Consider the following 18,332-nt stretch of genomic DNA (forward strand, 5'->3'; position numbering starts at 1 on the left):
GGGGTGGCTCTTATGAAATTGGCAGTTCTTTGTGCTTTGAGTGGCATGATGCTCTTGGGGGCTTCTGCAACAACGCAGGCGGAAAATCGCTGGTCAAATTATCGCGGGGTAGATACCACCCGGTATCAACATCGTCCTCATTATCCGCAAAATCATTACCCACAAAACAGTTATCCTCAGCATAACTATCCACAGCACTATCCGAATTATCCGCAGCGTCCACCGCATCATCAGCATTATCCGGTCATTCAGAATGGCATCAGCATTCAATATCAGGCACCGACCACCATCACGCAAAATTCACAAAGCTACAGCTGGGTCAATGGAGATCCCAACACTTCAAGGATTGAAAGTTCGCGTTATACCTTTATCAGCGATTGGCAGCGTTTAGGTTTACCTGCACCACCGAATGGTACTTATTGGATTTTTGAAAATGGGCGTTATGTGCTGGTGCCGAATCGTTAAAGATTCATTTTTAATGATTAAATCTCCCCAAACCCCTCTTTAAAAAGAGGGGCTTTTAACATATTAAGCTAATTCATCATCTTGTGGTCGAGGGGTTTTATCTACAGGTAGCGTTTTTTCTGAATGTTTGTCGCGAATGACTGATGGATAGGTCCAGGACGAGAAACGCACCACCAAAATCGCAAATGCCAGGATCAGGATTGAACCGGTAATAATCACCAGATCCATATCGGCTTTATGGTCATGCTGGATATCTGAAATAAGTAAACGGGTCAGGGCAGTAATGGCAATATAAATTAAAAAACGCACCGGCATATGATTGGTTTTGAAGTAAATACCGACCATGGCACCCAGTTCAAGATAAATAAACAGCAGCAGAATATCGTCAATGGTCGCAAATTGTTTAATGGTTAAAATTTCAAATACCGTATGTCCGGCAGACCAGATCACCATACAGCCAATAATAAACAGTGCAATATAGTGAAAGCTTTCTACGGCGATATTTCCAAAACGGTCGAGGAGGGTCTCAATTTTTTCAACTTTGCTATCAGGCTTTGGCATCTTTTCCTCCTATATCTTACATGGTTATTTAGATGAAATATCATGCAATTTTCATGCACATTAGAAATAAGAAAATGAAAAATTGTAAATAATTTAAGGGGGTGTATTTTTTTTATACTAAATTCATGTAATGTATGAATGGTTATTTCATTGATCAGGGAAAAGAAAATGTTAGAAACAATTCAAACAAAAATTAATAATTTACAAAATGGTAAAAAACTTATTTTGGGTTCTGGCATTAAAATGGACGAAATGCAGAAATTGATCGCGTTATGTGAAAATTTACAAGCTGAAGGCGTGATTAAAATTGTGAAAATTAATCAAAATGCTCAAAGTGACAAAAAAGTTTCAGATTCTATTATTGTGGAAAAAATCTAATTCATTTTTCGCTAAAAAAACGCCTGCATTTGCAGGCGTTTTTCTATTGCTTATCTTTGTGCAGGATTAAGCCTGATTGGTAAAGTAGTCTTCAGAGAAGTTCATGACCACGTCAGCACCGGCTTTTACTTTGGTAATGCGCAGTGCAAGTTCAGGCAGAATGCGTTGTACAAAATAAAGTGCCAGTGACAATTTATTTTGATAGAACTCGCCGTCTTTGGCTTTCGCTGCATGGGCAATTTTTGCAAACATGTAAGAGAAGCTGAGCAGACCCACCGCATGCAGATAATCCACTGCTGCTGCATTCGGGAAGTCAACATTCTCTTTGCTGGCTTCAAGAATATATTGCGTAACCGATTCAACTTCTGCTGCTGCATCTAAAGTGGCATCTTTAATGAAGTTTAGATCCGCATCCAGACCATTGGTAAAATCACGGATTTCCTGAATGTATTCTGCAATGAATGCGCCACCACATTTAATGGTCTTACGGCCGATCAAATCCTGAGACTGAATACCGTTGGTGCCTTCGTAAATCTGCGAGATACGCAAGTCACGGATACATTGTTCCATGCCCCATTCACGAATGAAGCCATGACCGCCGAAAACCATTTGTGCATCTAAAGTTGCGTTAAATGCAGTGTCAGTCAGGTAAGCTTTTGCGATTGGCGTTAATAGCGCAACACGGTCATTGGCTTTCTTTACCGCTTCGGCATCGGTCGAGAATTTAGTGATATCAAGCTGTTGACCGACATACACCGCAAAAGCACGAGATGCTTCGTTGTTGGCACGCGCATTCAGTAACATACGACGGACGTCGCCATGGACCAAAATGCTGTCCGCAGGTTTGTTTGGAGATTTCACGCCAGAAGCACTACGACCTTGAAGACGGTCCGTCGCATATTGCGCAGCATTCTGGTAAGCAAATTCAGAAGCACCTAGACCTTGAATCCCCATAGACAGACGTTCGTAGTTCATCATCACGAACATGGCAGCCAGGCCTTCGTTTTCTTTACCGACCAGATAACCTTTGGCACCGTCAAAGTTCATTACGCAAGTCGCAGAGGCTTTAATACCCATTTTGTGTTCGATTGAACCTGGACCTGCATGGTTACGCTCACCCAAAGAACCATCTTCATTTACTAGGAATTTCGGTACGATAAACAGTGAAATACCACGGGAACCGGCAGGGGCATCTGGCGTTTTCGCCAGGACCAGGTGAATGATGTTTTCAGCCAGGTCGTGGTCACCACCGGTAATGAAAATTTTGGTACCGGTAATGTTATAAGTGCCGTCTTCATTGCGTTCTGCTTTGGTTTTGATAATGCCCAAGTCAGTCCCTGCATGTGGCTCGGTCAAGCACATGGTACCTGACCATTCGCCCGAGTAGATTTTAGGCAGGTAAGTTTCTTTTTGCTCTTGGGAAGCATAGCTGTTTAATGCCATACCTGCACCCACAGACAGAAGCGGGTAGAGCATAAAAGATGGGTTGGTTGCAAACAGCATTTCATCAGAAAGCACGGTCAGCATTTTTGGCATTTCCTGACCGCCCCATTCAGCGTCAGCACCCAGACCAATCCAGCCGCCTTCTGCATATTGTTTGAAAGCTTCTTTAAAGCCCGCAGGGGTCGTCACATTGCCATTTTCAATTTTAGCGCCTTCTTCATCACCCGTACGGTTTAAAGGCAAAGTCACGTTTTGCGCAAATTTCGCCATTTCTTCAAGAATGGCTTCAGCTGTTGCTGCATCAACATGAGCAAGATTTTCATTGGCTTGCCAGAATTGTTCTGCATTGAAAACATCATTCAGAATGAATTTCATATCTGCAAGAGGTGCATTATAGATTGGCATAGTGAGTCACCTGTTTATTGTTTGATTCAGTTCGGTTTGATCAGTCTAATAGATGAAAATTCATGTGGTTAGACGACTAAAGGTTAATTTTTTTGTTTATTTGATAAAGAAAAAGGACTGCCAAAAACATGACTGTCCTTTTTCTCACCTCAGTTTAAAAATCCTGTACTTAGAATGCGAAGTGTTCAGCATCTAAAGCCAGTAATGGCTCAACGCCACCCGCAATCACCTCAACGTGTGAGCGAACGCGTGGAAGAATTTTCTTGAAGTAGAAACGGGCAGTAGTCACTTTCGCGTTGTAGAAATCTACGTCAGTTGTACCAGCAGCCAATGTTTCTTGAGCAACAAGTGCCATACGAGCCCATAGGTAAGCAAGCGTTACATAGCCAGAGAAGTACAGGTAATCTACTGCAGCAGCGCCAACTTCATCCGGGTTTTGCATTGCACGCATACCAATCTGCATAGTCAAATCACCCCACTCTTTGTTCAGAGCAGCAAGTGGTTCAACAAATTCTTTCATTGCAGCATTGTCTTTGTGGGCTTCGCAGAATTTATGGATGACTTTGGTGAAGTCTTTCAACATTGCACCTTGAGTACCCAAAACTTTACGACCTAGCAAGTCAAGCGCCTGAATTTCAGTGGTACCTTCGTACAAGCAAGCGATACGTGTATCACGAACAATCTGTTCCATACCGTGTTCAGAGATGAAACCGTGACCACCGAATACTTGAACACCGTGTTTCGCAGATTCAGAACCGGTTTCAGTCAAGAATGCTTTTGCGATCGGGGTAAGTAGTGACAACATGTTGTCCGCAGCTTTACGTTCTTCTTCAGTTGCACCTTGCTCTACCGTGTCTGCATAGAAAGACAATAAGTAAACCAATGCACGGCCAGCTTCAGCAAAAGATTTTTGCGTTAATAGCATGTTGCGTACAGCAGGGTGAACAATAATTGGGTCTGCTTCTTTTTCTGGCGCTTTAACGCCTGAAAGTGAACGCATTGCCAAACGGTCTTTAGCATAAGCCAATGCACCTTGGAACGCGCCTTCAGAAGCTGAAAGACCTTGTACCGCAGTACCAATACGGGCAGTGTTCATGAATGTGAACATGCAGTTTAAGCCGCGGTTTTCAGGGCCAATCAGGAAGCCTTTTGCGTTATCAAAATTGAGTACACAGGTTGCGTTACCATGAATACCCATTTTGTGTTCAATTGAACCACAGCGAACGGTATTGCGTTCGCCAAGTGAACCATCAGCATTGAGGTTAAATTTCGGTACGATAAATAAAGAGATACCTTTAGTACCTTTTGGTGCACCCGGAAGACGCGCCAACACGATATGAATAATGTTCTCTGCCATGTCGTGTTCACCAGCAGAGATAAAGATTTTCTCGCCAGAAATTGCGTAGCTGCCATCTGCATTCGGTTCAGCTTTGGTACGGATAATTCCCAGATCTGAACCTGCGTGAGATTCTGTCAAGCACATGGTACCGGTCCACTCACCTGAAACCAGCTTAGGCAAGTAAGTATCTTTTTGTTCTTGAGAGCCGTGATGTTCCAGGGTACGGACAGCACCGTGTGAAAGACCAGGGTACATACCCCATGCCCAGTTTGCAGTACCCACCATTTCAGAGATCACGTTGCCTAAAGAAACAGGCAAGGCTTGACCACCGTATTGCTCTTCAGCAGATAATGACGGGAAACCCAATTCGATATATTTTTGATAGGCTTCTTTAAAGCCTGTAGGTGTAGTTACCACACCATCATTCCAGGTACAACCTTCGCGGTCACCGCTTTGGTTGATTGGAGACAATTCATTTTCACAGAAGTCAGCCGCAGCTTCTAAATATTGATCAACCAATTCACGGCTTACGGTGTCAGAAAATGCAGGCAAGCTTGCATAATGTTGTTCAGCATTTAACAATTCATGTAGAACAAATTGCATATCACGTAAGGGCGCTTTGTATTGTGGCATATCGGTTTCCTCAATACTGGTTTAACCAGCGTTAATAATTCTAAATAAACATTGGAACGTATCTTCAATGACACGTATTTGTATGGCTCAATCGTGCAACATCTTCCCCCTTGGTACAAGCGTTAGGGGCTTTTTCTTGGTGACTGTAAAGTCAAAGATTTATAATTTGAAATGGCTAAGTATCTTGAGTGTAAATGCTTTTATGGCTTTGTGAGTGGCATAAATAGTCAAATGGTTTAATTTTTGACAGGCAATAAAAAAGGCGCAGAGCTGCGCCTTTTTAACTTTGGGTAAATTTTATGATGCAGGTTTTGCTGTTGTGGAACCCATAGGGGCTTTAGGCTGAAAGTGGACTTCACATTTACCATTGAGGGTGTGTGTGCCCATTTTGACTTGAACCGCCTTACCATGAGGTTGACCTTGGCAAGCTTTTAACATGGCTTGCTGATGTGCCTGGTGCTGAGCGAGGCGCTGGTCAAATTGTCTGGTCAATTCTGCGCGTTTGGCATCAGTCAGCGGTTCATCGTGTTGCATCCTGTACATGCCTTTCATTTCACCCTGCATGGCACGATGATCAGCTTGCATGTGCATCGCTCTCATTTCGCCACGCATGCGCTTCATCTCTGCACGATCGGGAGTGAAATGCGTCACGCAAGTCCCAGCAATGCTTCTTTCACCTGCCTTGATTTGTACCGCAGAACCCACGGCTTTGCCGTCACAGGCTGTTTTCATGCTTTTCATCATTTGCTGGCGTTCGGCACGGACCTGCTGCCACTGCTCACGCTGTTCGGGTGTCATGTTGCGCTCATGCTTTGGATGATGGTCTCGCATCATGCGCGGGTGGTCACCATCTTTGTCCTGAACCGTGCTGGTCGATTGGCAGGCTGTCAAAACACCCATACTGAGTACGCTGGCACCGACTAAAGCCATTTTTGTCATGGAATTCATTGTTGTTATCTCCAATGAAAAAACGAAATTTGATATGTTAAAGATTAAACAATAATGATGAAGAAACAATGAAGAGTATTTTTTTAGAAGGTTCGTTACAATAATTCATTGAGAAAAAAGATTGAGACTTAACTTTTGAAGATTCGCCGTGTTCCGATTGCCTTACGCCTGTTTCTGACCGTACTGTTCACCACCCTGGTGATTACGACGGTGAGTCTGGGGGTATTGCATTGGACCATGCAAAAGAACTTCGCCCGCTATGTCGCGGATGTGGAAATGCAGAAGCTGGATCATGTAATCAGTAATCTGGCTGGCGTCTATTCGGTTTATCATGACTGGGGCAATGCCATTCAGGCACAAATCCTGCAAATAGAAGGCACTGCTGCACCGGATGACTATGACCGTCTGTCTCGCTGGTGGTTACGCCGTCAATATGATATTGCCTTGCAACAGCGTTATTTTCAGGACAATACCTTGCTGAGTGTGTCTCCGAGTTTAAATAAAACCGGGCCGAGCAAACCGATTTTAGACGCAGAAGAGTTGCGCCTAATCGAGTTGAATTTACCTTCCGAGTATCAGCCTTTTGAAGGGCTTAAATTTCCACTCAGTGCCAATCAGAATATCTTCCGCTCTGACCGGAAAGCTGAAGATAAGCCTGCCGATGCAACACCCACTCAAACTAAGAAAAAGCAGTTTATCTCTTTGCCAGACCGTTTGGGCTTAAGTTCCCGCTTGTCGCTGTATGATGCCAAAAAACAGTTTGTCGTGGGTGAGCCATCCGATATTCCAGTGTCATACCGTCCGATTATGGTGAATAACAAGGTAGTCGGTTATTTAGGCTTGAAGCCGGTGCTGGATCAGGATGATGCTTCTAGCATCAACTTCTTTAGTAACCAGAAACGTTATTTATTATTGGTGTACGGTTTAACGTTCCTGACCAGCTTGGTCGCGGCTTTATTGTTGGCCACTTATTTTAAAACGCCCATTCAGCGTTTGCTGCAAGGAACCCGCGAACTGACCAAAGGCAATTTCCAGCATCAGGTCACAGTCAACCGCAATGATGAGCTGGGTGATTTATCGACAGAGTTGAACCATCTGGCGGTCATTCTGGATCAGCATGAAACCTCACGCCGTCAGTGGGTGGCAGATACTTCACATGAATTAAAAACACCATTGGCGGTACTGCAAGCACAAATTGAGGCGATGCAGGACGGTATTCGCAAACCGACACCGGAACATTTTGAATCGATGCTGCGCCAGGTCACCAGCCTGAAAAAACTCACTCAGGATCTGGCCGACCTGGCTCAGGCTGAAGCACAGCAGTTGAAATGCTACATGGCAGACGTCAATCCGTGGAATGTGGTGCTGCAGGAAGTTGAAAACTTCAAGCCTAAATTTGCCCAGGCTGATCTATCCGTTTCGGTGCAGGGTGAAGGTGCGAATTTACAATTAGATATAGATCGTTTTAAACAAATTATGGTCAACTTGCTGGGTAACAGTATTCGTTATACTGAAGCAGGCGGCGAGGTTCGTGTGCATACCGAGCAATCAGCCACCCATTGGAGTGTGATTGTGGATGACAGTCCGCTTGGCTTGAGTGACGAACAGTTGGCACGTTTAGGCGAACGTTTCTATCGTGTGGATGATTCCCGTACCCGGAGTACCGGGGGAACAGGCTTGGGTCTGGCATTATCTGGTAAAATTGCGCAGGCAATGGGTGGACAGTTGAGTTTTGATCATTCTCCATTAGGTGGTTTGCGTTGCAAACTGACTTTTCCAAAACAGTTAAACAAATAAAGGAATAACATTCATGAAACATATCATGCTGGTAGAAGATGAAGTGGAACTTGCACAACTGGTGCGGGACTATCTGGAAGCTGCGGGTTTTGAAGTCAGTATGTTTCATGATGGGCAAGAAGCCTATGACAGCTTTCTGCAACGTAAACCCAGTTTGATGATTCTGGACCTGATGGTGCCACGTATGGATGGCCTGACCATTTGCCGTAAAGTGCGTGAACAGTCCGATTTGCCGATTATTATGGTGACTGCCCGCACTGAAGAAATTGACCGTGTACTGGGCTTGAACATGGGCGCAGATGATTATATTTGTAAACCTTTTAGCCCGAAAGAACTGGTCGCGCGGGTACAAGCCGTGTTACGTCGTCTGGACCGTCAAGTTGAGCCTGAACAGAACAGCCTTTTCCGTATGGACAAAGCCCAGCAACGTATTTGGTATCAGCAAAAAACCTTGAACCTGACCCCGACTGAATTCCGTTTATTGGAGTTGTTCCTGGAACATGTAGGCCAGGTGTATTCACGTGCGCAATTACTCGATCATATTAACCCGGACAGTTTTGATGTGGCGGACCGAGTGATTGATAGCCATATTAAAAACCTGCGCCGTAAAATTTCTGATGCTGCCGAAACAGGCAACCGTCATGAATGGATTCAGGCGGTGTATGGGGTGGGCTATCGTTTTGAATATCCTGAAGATTGAATTGATTTTTTAATTCAATTTAAACAAGGCGAGTCATGAAAATGGCTCGCTTTTTTATATTGCTGACTTTAATAGGGTAATCCGTTGTCGTTGCACTTTATTGAGTTTACTCACCACCAGTTCATAAGAATTTCTTATTAAATCCTGTACCAAGGATTCATCCAGATTTTCATCCTCATAAACAGTTATCCAGTGCTGCTTATTCATGTGCCAGCCTGCACGTATATAGGGATAAATATCCCGTAGCATGGCACCATCATCCGGGATAACTTTTAAGTTAATAGCTGCTTGGCCTTTTAAATGAAAGCTCAGCATAAAGACTTTATCCATGACTTTAAACACATCACAGCCATCGCCAAAAGGTTGGGTAATCGTCACTTCAGGTAGCTTTAAAGCAGTTTGGGAAGCAAGATTGTGCAAAGTCATAAGTTTGAATAATCCAAAAGAAAACTGTGGATAATGCTGAAATTATCCACAGTTTTTAAATGCTTTGTGAATAACTTTAAGAAGAACAGCTCACCATCACTTCAGGCACATCACTCGGCAAGGGGCCTAAATCTTCAGGCTGCTCTAAATCGGGTTGTTTAAGATAAGGTTGACTCAACAACTTAAACAGGCGCTCGACTTCGGAATAATCATCCCGTTCTGCCAGTTCAATGGCTTTCTGCGCCATGTGGTTGCGCAGAATATAGTGCGGATTGGCTTTCACCATTTCGGCATCCAGTGCATCGGTATCCTGATTCGCCCGAATGCTTTCATATTGAGCCAGGAAACTTTCAAACTGGCGACGATCGAGGCAATCATCTTTAATAGTTTCATATTGCTTATTCTGTAAACGAATAAAGCTTTGGGTGTAGTCCAGTTGCTCTGTTTGTAAAATTCGCAAGAATGCCATACCGCAATCAAAACTGTCTTTATGGAAACTTGGCAAGCCCATTTTCTGGCACAAACCAACCGTATAATGTTCGAGGAAGGTCGGCTCAAAATGCTCTAAACATTTCGCCAAATCTTCTTTGAACTGTTCTTTTTCAGCAGGATCTTTTTTAAGCCGAATCAGGTTGTTCAGCCACATCCATAAATTCCAGTGCCCAATACTCGGTTGCTGCTGATAGGTGTAACGACCTTGGTAATCCGAGTGGTTGTTAATCCAGTTCGGACGGAAGCGCTCCATAAAGCCAAAGGGGCCAAAGTCGAGCGTTGAACCGGTGATATTCAGGTTATCGGTATTCATCACCCCATGTGCAAAACCCACCAGTTGCCATTTGGCAATCATCACCGCAGTACGCTGGATGACTTGAGTTGCAAAAGCCAAAACTGGCTGTTCAGCCTCCAGACATTCAGGGTAGTGCCATTCTATACATTTCTGTACAAAATCTTCTAAAAGGTCGGGCTGATATTGGTTGATCCATTCAAAATGACCCAAGCGGATATGACAGTCTGACGTACGCAGCATCATCGCGCCTGGTTCCAGTTTTTCCCGCTGTATGCCTTGGGTGGAAGAGGTAAAGCCGACGGCATTACTGGATGCAATGCCCAAAGCATTCAGTGCATGACCTGCCAGATATTCACGAATGACGGAACGCAATACCGCACGACCATCGCCCATACGAGAGTAGGGGGTTGAACCTGCGCCTTTTAAATGCAGGTCGATGGTTTGGCCATGTTTATCCAGAATTTGTCCAATCAGCAAACCACGACCATCACCCAGTTGTCCGGCCCATTGTCCGAACTGATGTCCAGCATAGACCATAGCCAAGGGTTCAAATTTGGCAAAGGTTTTTTGTCCACTACAGATTTCCACCCATTGAGCCTGGTCTTGTTCTGACCACTGTAATTCATCAGCCAGTGCTGCATTGAAATGACCGGCTTTTGCTCCCTTTAAGGGAGCTGGCATTTGATGATGATAAAGCTTGGGATTGAGCGAAGGGTAGCGAGGATTAAATTGCATGGGACAATCTAAAAATGGGAAGAGATGACATCACTATAGCAAATTTAAACGGCCAAAATGAATAAAGCCCCAAGAATGGGGCTTTATATTGAATCTGGTCTTATTCAGACACTGGATTCTTTTTAATATTGCGCATCAAGATTTTCAAGGTATCACGATGATGAACAAGGCGTTGTTCAACCAGCTGGAAATCGACTTTAAGCTTGCTGTCGATTTGGTGAATCTTTTCAGCTACAGACGCTTTTTTCGCCTGAATTTCTTGCTCTTTCAACTTGGCCCAATCATTCAAGGTTTGGGTAAACGCTTCATATTCCTGAGCGATACGAAGTTTAGCCGTAGCCATATCTTCATTGACATTGTGGCCATACACTGCCAAATCCTGTTCTGCGTATTTAAAACGCATCGCCAATTCTGCTTTTTTAATATTAAAGCTTGGAATACGACGCAAGTTTTTAGCTAAGCCTACTTTTGAACATGACCAGATTAACCATTTTGTAGGGTCGTACTGCCACCATTTCACCCCGTTACGGTAATCGTACTGGAAGATGTGGTGGTAGTTGTGATAACCCTCACCCCAGGTAGCAATGGCTAATACAAAATTGTCACGAGCAGTGTTTTCGTCAGTATAAGGACGTTTGCCCCACATGTGACACAGTGAGTTAATGAAGAAAGTCACGTGATGACTCAAGATCAGACGAAGTAAACCGCCCAATAACACGACGCCCCACATGTCACCCACAGCCCAGCCTACAGTGGTCAGAATGACTGCGTGTACGGCAATCACCAGCGGAATGTAATATTTGTCCTGAAACATCACCACCTTGTCATTTAACAGGTCAGGTGCGTTTTTATAGTTTGCTTCTGCTGCCGGATAGTTGCGTAGCATCCATCCAATATGTGCATACCAAAAGCCATTATTAATTGAATATGGGTCTTTTTCGACATCATCTACATGACGGTGATGGGTACGGTGACCTGAAGCCCAGAACAAAATACTATTTTGAACGGCAAAAGTACCCATAATCATTAAAATAATCTTTAATGGCAAGGTTGCTTCATAAGCACGGTGTGCCCATAAGCGATGATAACCCGCAGTAATCCCTAAACTGCTCATGCCGAGCAGTACAAATAAGCTGATCCATGCGCCTAAGCTAAAATCATGATGATAAGCATATAAAGGGATAGCGATTACAGCCACAATCGGTAAGAATACCAATGCGAACACTGCAATCCAGTTAATTGGGGCTTTGGGTAAGGGAGCATTCATCTCCAACAGCACTCCTAGAACCGTATAAGGTAAGGTATAAATGAATTCTTAATTCAATACAAATTATAGGGATTAAGACTTCTTCAATATTAGCATGAGCGAACAAATCTTCACTAGCATTATTCTACAGGTGTATTGTACTAAACAGTAACAGAATACAGAGAAGGGTTGATTGATTTTACCGAAGGTCAAAGCAGCTTCCGTGAATAGCAGCGATGTGAGTCATTTTTGAGTAAACAAATAGCTGATTGAGTCACAAAAAGAGAGATAAAATTTTTTTGTTAAAGTTGTTCCAGCATCATTTTGGGAAAGTCGGTAATCAATCCGTCTATTCCCAAACTTTGCAGATGCTTCGCACGCTCAACGTCATTGACGGTCCAGACACTGACTTTTAAATGGGCGTGTTGGGTGGCTTGAATCATCTCATCGGTTGCCAGCTGGTTCATCCAGCCAATTTGGCAGCAACCGAGTTCTAAAGCCTGTTCAAGGGCTTGGTATTTGATGTCATCTTCAACCAGTAAGCCACGTTTAAAGATGGAATACTGCTGTTTTAAAGCCTGATGGATTTTTAAATCGAAACTGGTGATGACCGCCGTTTGTTCATAACCGTGTAATTGTTTTTGTAACTCTACAACCAGTTTCTCAGCTTCCGTCATGGTTGCAACCGCTTTGACTTCAACTTCAATATGCTCAAAGTCATGAATCATGCTCAGGGTCTGGCGGAGTGTCGGAGTGAGCTGCTTTTCCCAATCCATCCAGATATGGGCCTGGTTATAAGCTGCAAGCTGGTGGCTGTTTAGGTCATAGAGTGCCTGATCTGCGCCAGTCGTTCTTAAAAAATTGTCATCGTGCATGATGATGAGTTCACCGTCTTTCAGCTGACGGACATCGAACTCTACCGCCCGAATCCCCAGATCATGAATATATTGAAAGCCACCGAGTGTGTTTTCAGGGGCTTCACCACGTGCGCCACGATGTCCGATGATGATCATAATGAACTCTGTTTGATGGGATTTTTATCTAATTTTAAAAGTATAAGATGATCATGTGTTTATAGTGTATTGAAAAGTTAAATTAATTTGCGTAGAGGATTTTTGTTGGCTACAAGGTAAGTCCATTTACCTGTAGCCAACGGCGACATCCTTGTCGCCTAACGCGATAGCACTATCACGGCTTGGTTTTATTTATGAACAAGTGTATAAGTGGTTTAGAGGGATTAAATCGTCTCATTAATATTCTTTTGCCACAGCACTTCAGATCCGCCTTCAGCACGTTGCAAGGTACGCGAGGCCACAAATAGCCAGTCGGACAGGCGATTGAGCAATTGTAGCGAGTTGGCCTGAATGTTCTGGTCACGGCTATGTACAGACATCACACTGCGTTCGGCACGACGGCACACGGCACGGGCCTGATGGGCATAACTGCAAGCTAAAGTTCCGGCAGGTAATATGAAGTCTTTCAGCATCGGCAAAGCTTCGTTCATACGGTCAATGTCATTTTCCAAAAACTCGATGGAAACGGCTTGAACCAGGTTGAAGTTTGGAATGCAGACTTCTCCGCCTAAATCGAATAACCAGTGCTGAATCAGGCTTAAGGATTTATCCCAGCTGGTCTTGTCTGCAATGGTACTGACCGCAATTTGTGAGCGAAGCATGCCAATACAGGCATTCAGCTCATCCACATCGCCTAGTGCAGTAATACGCAAGTCGTCTTTGGCAACGCGTGAACCATCACCGAGTCCAGTTGTGCCTGAGTCGCCGGTACGGGTATAAATTTTACTTAAACGGTGGCCCATATGTATTCCTTGAATTTTTAACCAATACAATAGACTTCTTTCATAATTGTTCAAACCCTCTTTATTTTTCTCCCATAGGAAGAAATAAAGGGAATTTATGAAAAGAAGACTAATAAAAAAGGATAATGTCGGTCATAACATTATCCATAAACTGCGCTGTTTTAAAGTTTTTTGTTGTTGAGAGCCTAGTATTTGAAGGTTACACCGGCAGAAGCTAAACGGCCACCGTTGATGTAGTAAATATCTTGACCCCATTGAGATGCTGAGGCTGTCTTATATTCAACATCACCAATATTTTGGATATTGGTAAATAATTTTACATTTGGGCTGATATTCCAATATGCATTCACATCAATAGTTGCATAACCTGAAACACCTGATCCATTTTTAGGTCTAGATTTAGCTGAAAGTGACGTGCTTATTCCATATACTTCATTTTGCAGACCTGTTGTTAATGTCAGACTTTGACGAGGACGGCGATTTAAATCAGTGTCTGTAGCTTTATCTTTTGGTTGTACATAAGCGTAACCTAAATCCCAAAATAGCTCGTCTTTAGCCCAATTAAAATTTAGTTCCCCCCCAGTAAAAGTCGCTTCCTTTACATTGAAGTTTTTACCATTTTGCCAAGTAATTAAATTATCAACCTCATTACGGTATACCGATAAGCCAAGGGTTAATTGATCTGTAATAATCTGATCCAAACCAATTTCATAAGAAACACTTTCTTCTGGCTTTAAATCTGGATTACCACCCCAGCTCAATGCGTATAAGTCATTATTGGTGGGAGCTCTAAACGCTGTGCCGATATTGCTATAAACACTAGTTTGAGGATGAAGTTTATAACGCGCAGCAAGTTGACCTACAGTATGTGTACCAAAAGTTTCATGATCTTCTACACGAAGTCCAGCCTGAGTATGTAGTTTGTCAGATTGGTATTGGTGTTGAATAAAGTAGCCTAGACTTGCGACATCTTTTAGATAGTCCACACCATAAGGAGCGCTACCAGAAAGTACATCAGACTCAATATTTTTGTGTGCAACACCCACTAAAATATTTTGTGATGGAGTAAATTGCCATTTGCTATAAAGTTCAGCTTCTTGGGTCTTGTTATAGATTGCATCTTGAGATTCATTTTGTTCAAGATCATCTTTAAATTGTGATAAACGTGTATGGACTGAAATATCATCATTGATATTTACACGGCCTTTTAAGTTAATGATCTCGTTTTTAAAATCTTGAGTGACATTTTTGACACCTGTGTATGTATCATTATCAGTAATATATTGAGATTGGCCATCATTTGCTGAGTAATCTAAAGATAGAGCATATAGTTTTTTCTCTATGCCTAATTTTGTGCTAAAACCTTTTTGATCATAATTACCCGTTTTTATTTCAGAATCTTTTAAATTTGTGACTTGTGTACCATCGGATTCTAAATGTTGGCCTCGAATTTGTGCATAAAAACCATCTTCAGCTAAGTCAGCACCTAAAACAGCTTTATAGGTATTATGTTCGCCTATTTCACCAGTGAGAAAAGCACCTGTTTTTTCAGGTGTTTTAGAAATAAGCTGAACTACACCGCCAATAGCATCTGTACCATAAAGAACAGATGCGGGACCTTTTAGTACTTCAATTTGCTTAATGTCGGTAGTATCAATAAATGAAAGGGAAGCAGAGCCAGCAGACCCGGTATTGAGACGAATTCCATCACGAAGTACCAGCGTATGGGTTGAGTTTGTGCCACGTGTAAAAATTGAAGCAGCTTGACCATAACCTCCATACTGCATCATATCGATGGAAGCATCACTCATGAGTAAGTGAGGTAATTCGGCGATAGGAGATTGCTCTACAATTTGTGGTTCGATAATTGAAATACGTGCTGGTACATCTTTAATCTTTTCTTCAGAACGTGTTGCTGTTACTACAAGTGTGTCTAAAGCAGCATTCACGGTATGTTGATCTTGAGATTCAGCTGCAAACGCTGAAGTTGAAAAACCCATTGCAATAGCAATTGCGCCCACTAAAGCAGTAGGCTGAAAAAGAGATGACATGTTTTGCGCTCCATACATTCACCCCACGTGAATGACTGAGTTAAAGAACACAACAAGCAGGTATCCGGACTTAAATGCACATGCATCTGCATGCTACATATCCACCTTCCCACATTAACATGCAGTGGTGTAAATCAACTGATTTATAAAGATATGCTTTTCATTTTACCGTTGCGGGGGCAGTGTTGGATTTGCACCAACTTCCCTAAAGCCTAAGCTTGACTTGTTGCAAGATGCGCGCAGTATAAGGTCTGCATATCATTTAAACAATATTGATGAAGAATAATCAGGATGAACTTTACTCAAGCTAAAAAAATTGCATTACAATGATTCGCCCCAATCTATCTGTTTAGAGCAAAAATTGGGTTTTAGTTGAGCCAGATTAGAGCCAAAAACATGCGAACCCGTGCCAAAATTTGTGGAATTACCCGTGTTGACGACGTACATGCTGTGGTGAACAGCGGTGCAGATGCAATTGGTTTTGTGTTTTATCCACCCAGTCCACGCAGTGTGACCAAAGAGCAAGCGAAAGAACTGATCCAGCATGTACCTGCCTATGTGCAAACAGTGGGTTTATTTGTCAATGCATCTGCGGATGACATTCAACACGTTTTAAAAGATGTGCCCTTGGATATGCTGCAATTTCATGGTGATGAAACACCTGAACAATGTCAGGAAATTGCAGCGCAAGTGGGCCGCCGCTGGTACAAAGCCATCCAGGTGAAACCGGGTTTAGATATTCAAGCCGAAATTCAAGATTATCAGGATGCAGGGGCAAGTGCTGTGCTGTTAGATGCCTGGCATCCAGATTTAAAAGGGGGCACCGGGCATAGCTTTGACTGGAGCACTTTTCCAAAATTAAATATTCCGCTCATCTTGGCAGGGGGCTTAAACCCTGACAATATCGAGCAGGCAATTCTCACCACACAAGCCTATGCTGTGGATGTGAGTGGCGGTGTCGAGTCCGCAAAAGGTATAAAAGACCAACAACTCATCGAACGCTTTATGCAAGGAGTCCTACGTGGATCAGCAAAATAATGTGATTGACTATACCCAATTCCCTGATGCAAAAGGGCATTTCGGTATCCATGGCGGACGTTTTGTGTCAGAAACCCTGATGGCAGCTCTAGAAGATCTAGAAAAGCTGTATTTCCGTATGAAAAATGACGAACAGTTTCTGGCAGAATTCGACCGTGATCTCGCCTATTATGTAGGTCGTCCTAGTCCTTTATATTATGCTGAGCGATGGTCAAAAGAGTTGGGTGGTGCGCAAATTTACTTAAAACGTGAAGACCTGAACCATACCGGCTCACATAAAATCAACAATACCATTGGTCAGGCACTGCTGGCTAAACTTTCCGGTAAGAAACGTATTATTGCAGAAACAGGTGCAGGTCAGCACGGCGTGGCAACCGCGACGATTGCGGCGCGTTTAGGTCTGGAATGTGTGGTGTTCATGGGCGCTGAAGACGTGAAACGTCAAGCCATGAACGTCTATCGTATGCGTCTGCTCGGTGCAACGGTTGTGCCGGTAGAAAGCGGTTCAAAAACATTGAAAGATGCCATGAATGAAGCCATGCGTGACTGGGTAACCAATGTTGATTCAACCTATTATGTGATTGGTACGGTGGCCGGTCCTCATCCATATCCGCAACTGGTTCGTGATTTCCAGTCGATCATTGGCCGTGAAGCACGCCGCCAGATTCAGGAACAGGCAGGCCGCTTGCCAGATGCACTTGTGGCATGTGTGGGTGGTGGTTCGAATGCAATGGGCTTGTTCTATCCATTCCTCAATGACCAAGACGTGAAAATGTATGGTGTGGAAGCAGCTGGTTTGGGGATTGAAACCGGTAAGCACTCTGCGCCGTTAAATGCCGGTCATGTCGGCGTATTGCATGGTAACCGTACCTACCTGATGTCAGATGAGCAAGGCCAGATTATTGAAACGCATTCCATTTCTGCCGGTCTGGATTATCCGGGTGTTGGGCCTGAACACAGTTTCTTGAAAGATATGCACCGTGTTGAATATGTGCCGATCAAGGACACAGAGGCACTGCAAGGTTTCCGTGATTTAACCCAGATTGAAGGCATTATTCCGGCACTGGAAAGTTCACATGCGATGGCTTACGTGACCAAACTTGCGCCTACCATGTCTAAAGATCAAATCATTATTGCAACGGTTTCAGGCCGTGGTGATAAGGACTTGATGACTGTGGCGCGTATTGATGGCGTGGAAATGGTAGAGATGTAAAACATCTCCCTCATCCTCTTGAAGAAAGAGGGAATAGCCCTCCTTTGCAAAAAGAGGGTTGGGTGAATTGAAAAATCGCATTCAAGTCATTGGATGCGATTTTTTCAACTCCGCAACTAAGTTTTCCTGAAATTTGAATCGTGAATAGACGACATCCCTGTCGCCAGCGCGTATCATATTGAGATGTAATAATTATTCTCCTAACTAACTTTTGTCATGTAAAGTTCCCCCTCCTTTGAAAAAGGAGGGGTTAGGGCAGTACTGTCCCATAGTTCTGTTAAGGGCTTTTATTTTGCTGAAAACGGTTAATTTCGAATTAGAATCATATAAATGAATTTTTATGAAGTCTGT

16 protein-coding genes and 1 riboswitch are annotated in these 18,332 nt (G+C 43.4%); of the genes, 6 read left to right on the forward strand and 10 right to left on the reverse strand.

Translation table 11 applies throughout. The features are described from left to right. Positions 1 to 12 precede the first annotated feature (12 nt). A complete protein-coding gene (locus BLP85_RS12145) occupies positions 13 to 465 on the forward strand; it encodes an RcnB family protein (protein WP_092820337.1) in 453 nt (150 codons plus the stop codon). A 63-nt stretch (positions 466 to 528) separates the two neighbouring features. On the opposite strand, the gene BLP85_RS12150 is transcribed toward BLP85_RS12145, so the two are convergent. Next, positions 529 to 1,026: a phosphate-starvation-inducible protein PsiE gene (locus BLP85_RS12150; RefSeq protein WP_092820338.1), complete on the reverse strand. Its 498-nt coding sequence runs from the start codon at positions 1,024 to 1,026 to the stop codon at positions 529 to 531. Between the two features lie 168 nt (positions 1,027 to 1,194). Here BLP85_RS12150 and BLP85_RS12155 point away from each other — a divergent pair, with 168 nt between their 5' ends. Beyond that, a complete protein-coding gene (locus BLP85_RS12155; RefSeq protein ID WP_092820339.1) occupies positions 1,195 to 1,404 on the forward strand; it encodes a hypothetical protein in 210 nt (69 codons plus the stop codon). A gap of 66 nt (positions 1,405 to 1,470) precedes the next feature. Here the strand turns inward: BLP85_RS12155 and BLP85_RS12160 are convergent, their stop codons facing one another. The 3 genes from BLP85_RS12160 to BLP85_RS12170 all read right to left on the reverse strand — a co-directional run bounded on the left by BLP85_RS12160 (position 1,471) and on the right by BLP85_RS12170 (position 6,172). Next, on the reverse strand, positions 1,471 to 3,252 hold the full coding sequence (locus tag BLP85_RS12160) for an acyl-CoA dehydrogenase C-terminal domain-containing protein (RefSeq protein WP_092820340.1): 1,782 nt from the start codon (positions 3,250 to 3,252) through the stop codon (positions 1,471 to 1,473). Between the two features lie 169 nt (positions 3,253 to 3,421). After that, complete coding sequence (locus BLP85_RS12165) at positions 3,422 to 5,224, reverse strand: acyl-CoA dehydrogenase C-terminal domain-containing protein (protein ID WP_092820341.1); 1,803 nt, start codon at positions 5,222 to 5,224, stop codon at positions 3,422 to 3,424. 297 nt (positions 5,225 to 5,521) lie between these two features. Beyond that, entirely contained in the window at positions 5,522 to 6,172 is a 651-nt protein-coding gene (locus tag BLP85_RS12170; protein ID WP_092820342.1) for a hypothetical protein, read from the reverse strand. A gap of 135 nt (positions 6,173 to 6,307) precedes the next feature. On the opposite strand from BLP85_RS12170, the gene baeS reads away from it, so the two are divergent. Both baeS and BLP85_RS12180 read left to right on the forward strand, forming a co-directional pair. Beyond that, positions 6,308 to 7,969 carry a sensor histidine kinase efflux regulator BaeS gene (gene baeS / locus BLP85_RS12175; RefSeq protein ID WP_092820343.1) on the forward strand — a complete coding sequence of 554 codons (1,662 nt, stop codon included), beginning with the start codon at positions 6,308 to 6,310 and terminating at the stop codon, positions 7,967 to 7,969. A gap of 13 nt (positions 7,970 to 7,982) precedes the next feature. Further along, positions 7,983 to 8,669: a response regulator gene (locus BLP85_RS12180; protein ID WP_092820344.1), complete on the forward strand. Its 687-nt coding sequence runs from the start codon at positions 7,983 to 7,985 to the stop codon at positions 8,667 to 8,669. 54 nt (positions 8,670 to 8,723) lie between these two features. Here the strand turns inward: BLP85_RS12180 and BLP85_RS12185 are convergent, their stop codons facing one another. The 6 genes from BLP85_RS12185 to BLP85_RS12210 form a co-directional block, all read right to left on the reverse strand. Next, positions 8,724 to 9,095 (reverse strand): MmcQ/YjbR family DNA-binding protein, encoded by a 372-nt coding sequence (locus BLP85_RS12185; protein ID WP_092820345.1) that lies wholly within the window; start codon positions 9,093 to 9,095, stop codon positions 8,724 to 8,726. 76 nt (positions 9,096 to 9,171) lie between these two features. Next, positions 9,172 to 10,617, reverse strand: coding sequence for a protein adenylyltransferase SelO (locus BLP85_RS12190; RefSeq protein ID WP_092820346.1), 1,446 nt, complete (start codon positions 10,615 to 10,617; stop codon positions 9,172 to 9,174). A 100-nt stretch (positions 10,618 to 10,717) separates the two neighbouring features. Next, entirely contained in the window at positions 10,718 to 11,884 is a 1,167-nt protein-coding gene (locus tag BLP85_RS12195; protein WP_092820347.1) for an acyl-CoA desaturase, read from the reverse strand. 281 nt (positions 11,885 to 12,165) lie between these two features. Further along, entirely contained in the window at positions 12,166 to 12,876 is a 711-nt protein-coding gene (locus BLP85_RS12200) for a glycerophosphodiester phosphodiesterase (protein WP_092820348.1), read from the reverse strand. A gap of 224 nt (positions 12,877 to 13,100) precedes the next feature. Further along, positions 13,101 to 13,679 carry a cob(I)yrinic acid a,c-diamide adenosyltransferase gene (locus BLP85_RS12205; RefSeq protein WP_092820349.1) on the reverse strand — a complete coding sequence of 193 codons (579 nt, stop codon included), beginning with the start codon at positions 13,677 to 13,679 and terminating at the stop codon, positions 13,101 to 13,103. Positions 13,680 to 13,864: 185 nt separating this feature from the next. Continuing rightward, positions 13,865 to 15,730, reverse strand: a complete 1,866-nt coding sequence (locus tag BLP85_RS12210; protein WP_092820350.1) for a TonB-dependent receptor plug domain-containing protein — start codon at positions 15,728 to 15,730, stop codon at positions 13,865 to 13,867. 38 nt (positions 15,731 to 15,768) lie between these two features. Beyond that, positions 15,769 to 15,972: riboswitch (cobalamin riboswitch) on the reverse strand. Positions 15,973 to 16,126: 154 nt separating this feature from the next. On the opposite strand from BLP85_RS12210, the gene BLP85_RS12215 reads away from it, so the two are divergent. Both BLP85_RS12215 and trpB read left to right on the forward strand, forming a co-directional pair. Beyond that, entirely contained in the window at positions 16,127 to 16,768 is a 642-nt protein-coding gene (locus tag BLP85_RS12215; RefSeq protein ID WP_092820351.1) for a phosphoribosylanthranilate isomerase, read from the forward strand. Next, positions 16,752 to 17,981, forward strand: a complete 1,230-nt coding sequence (gene trpB, locus BLP85_RS12220) for a tryptophan synthase subunit beta (RefSeq protein ID WP_092820352.1) — start codon at positions 16,752 to 16,754, stop codon at positions 17,979 to 17,981. Before BLP85_RS12215 ends, trpB begins: the two co-directional genes overlap by 17 nt. The last annotated feature ends 351 nt before the right edge of the window (positions 17,982 to 18,332 follow it).

Origin of the sequence: Acinetobacter kookii (assembly GCF_900096895.1) — a bacterium.
In the GTDB taxonomy this organism is placed as follows: domain Bacteria; phylum Pseudomonadota; class Gammaproteobacteria; order Pseudomonadales; family Moraxellaceae; genus Acinetobacter; species Acinetobacter kookii.

What these genes read in the sequence shown, in the direction of transcription:
- BLP85_RS12145 (WP_092820337.1), top strand. Translation starts at nt 13, where the DNA reads ATGAAATTGGCAGTTCTTTGTGCTTTGAGTGGCATGATGCTCTTGGGG.
- BLP85_RS12150 (WP_092820338.1), bottom strand. Translation starts at nt 1,026, where the DNA reads ATGCCAAAGCCTGATAGCAAAGTTGAAAAAATTGAGACCCTCCTCGAC.
- BLP85_RS12155 (WP_092820339.1), top strand. Translation starts at nt 1,195, where the DNA reads ATGTTAGAAACAATTCAAACAAAAATTAATAATTTACAAAATGGTAAA.
- BLP85_RS12160 (WP_092820340.1), bottom strand. Translation starts at nt 3,252, where the DNA reads ATGCCAATCTATAATGCACCTCTTGCAGATATGAAATTCATTCTGAAT.
- BLP85_RS12165 (WP_092820341.1), bottom strand. Translation starts at nt 5,224, where the DNA reads ATGCCACAATACAAAGCGCCCTTACGTGATATGCAATTTGTTCTACAT.
- BLP85_RS12170 (WP_092820342.1), bottom strand. Translation starts at nt 6,172, where the DNA reads ATGAATTCCATGACAAAAATGGCTTTAGTCGGTGCCAGCGTACTCAGT.
- BLP85_RS12180 (WP_092820344.1), top strand. Translation starts at nt 7,983, where the DNA reads ATGAAACATATCATGCTGGTAGAAGATGAAGTGGAACTTGCACAACTG.
- BLP85_RS12185 (WP_092820345.1), bottom strand. Translation starts at nt 9,095, where the DNA reads ATGACTTTGCACAATCTTGCTTCCCAAACTGCTTTAAAGCTACCTGAA.
- BLP85_RS12190 (WP_092820346.1), bottom strand. Translation starts at nt 10,617, where the DNA reads ATGCAATTTAATCCTCGCTACCCTTCGCTCAATCCCAAGCTTTATCAT.
- BLP85_RS12195 (WP_092820347.1), bottom strand. Translation starts at nt 11,884, where the DNA reads ATGAATGCTCCCTTACCCAAAGCCCCAATTAACTGGATTGCAGTGTTC.
- BLP85_RS12200 (WP_092820348.1), bottom strand. Translation starts at nt 12,876, where the DNA reads ATGATCATCATCGGACATCGTGGCGCACGTGGTGAAGCCCCTGAAAAC.
- BLP85_RS12205 (WP_092820349.1), bottom strand. Translation starts at nt 13,679, where the DNA reads ATGGGCCACCGTTTAAGTAAAATTTATACCCGTACCGGCGACTCAGGC.
- BLP85_RS12210 (WP_092820350.1), bottom strand. Translation starts at nt 15,730, where the DNA reads ATGTCATCTCTTTTTCAGCCTACTGCTTTAGTGGGCGCAATTGCTATT.
- BLP85_RS12215 (WP_092820351.1), top strand. Translation starts at nt 16,127, where the DNA reads ATGCGAACCCGTGCCAAAATTTGTGGAATTACCCGTGTTGACGACGTA.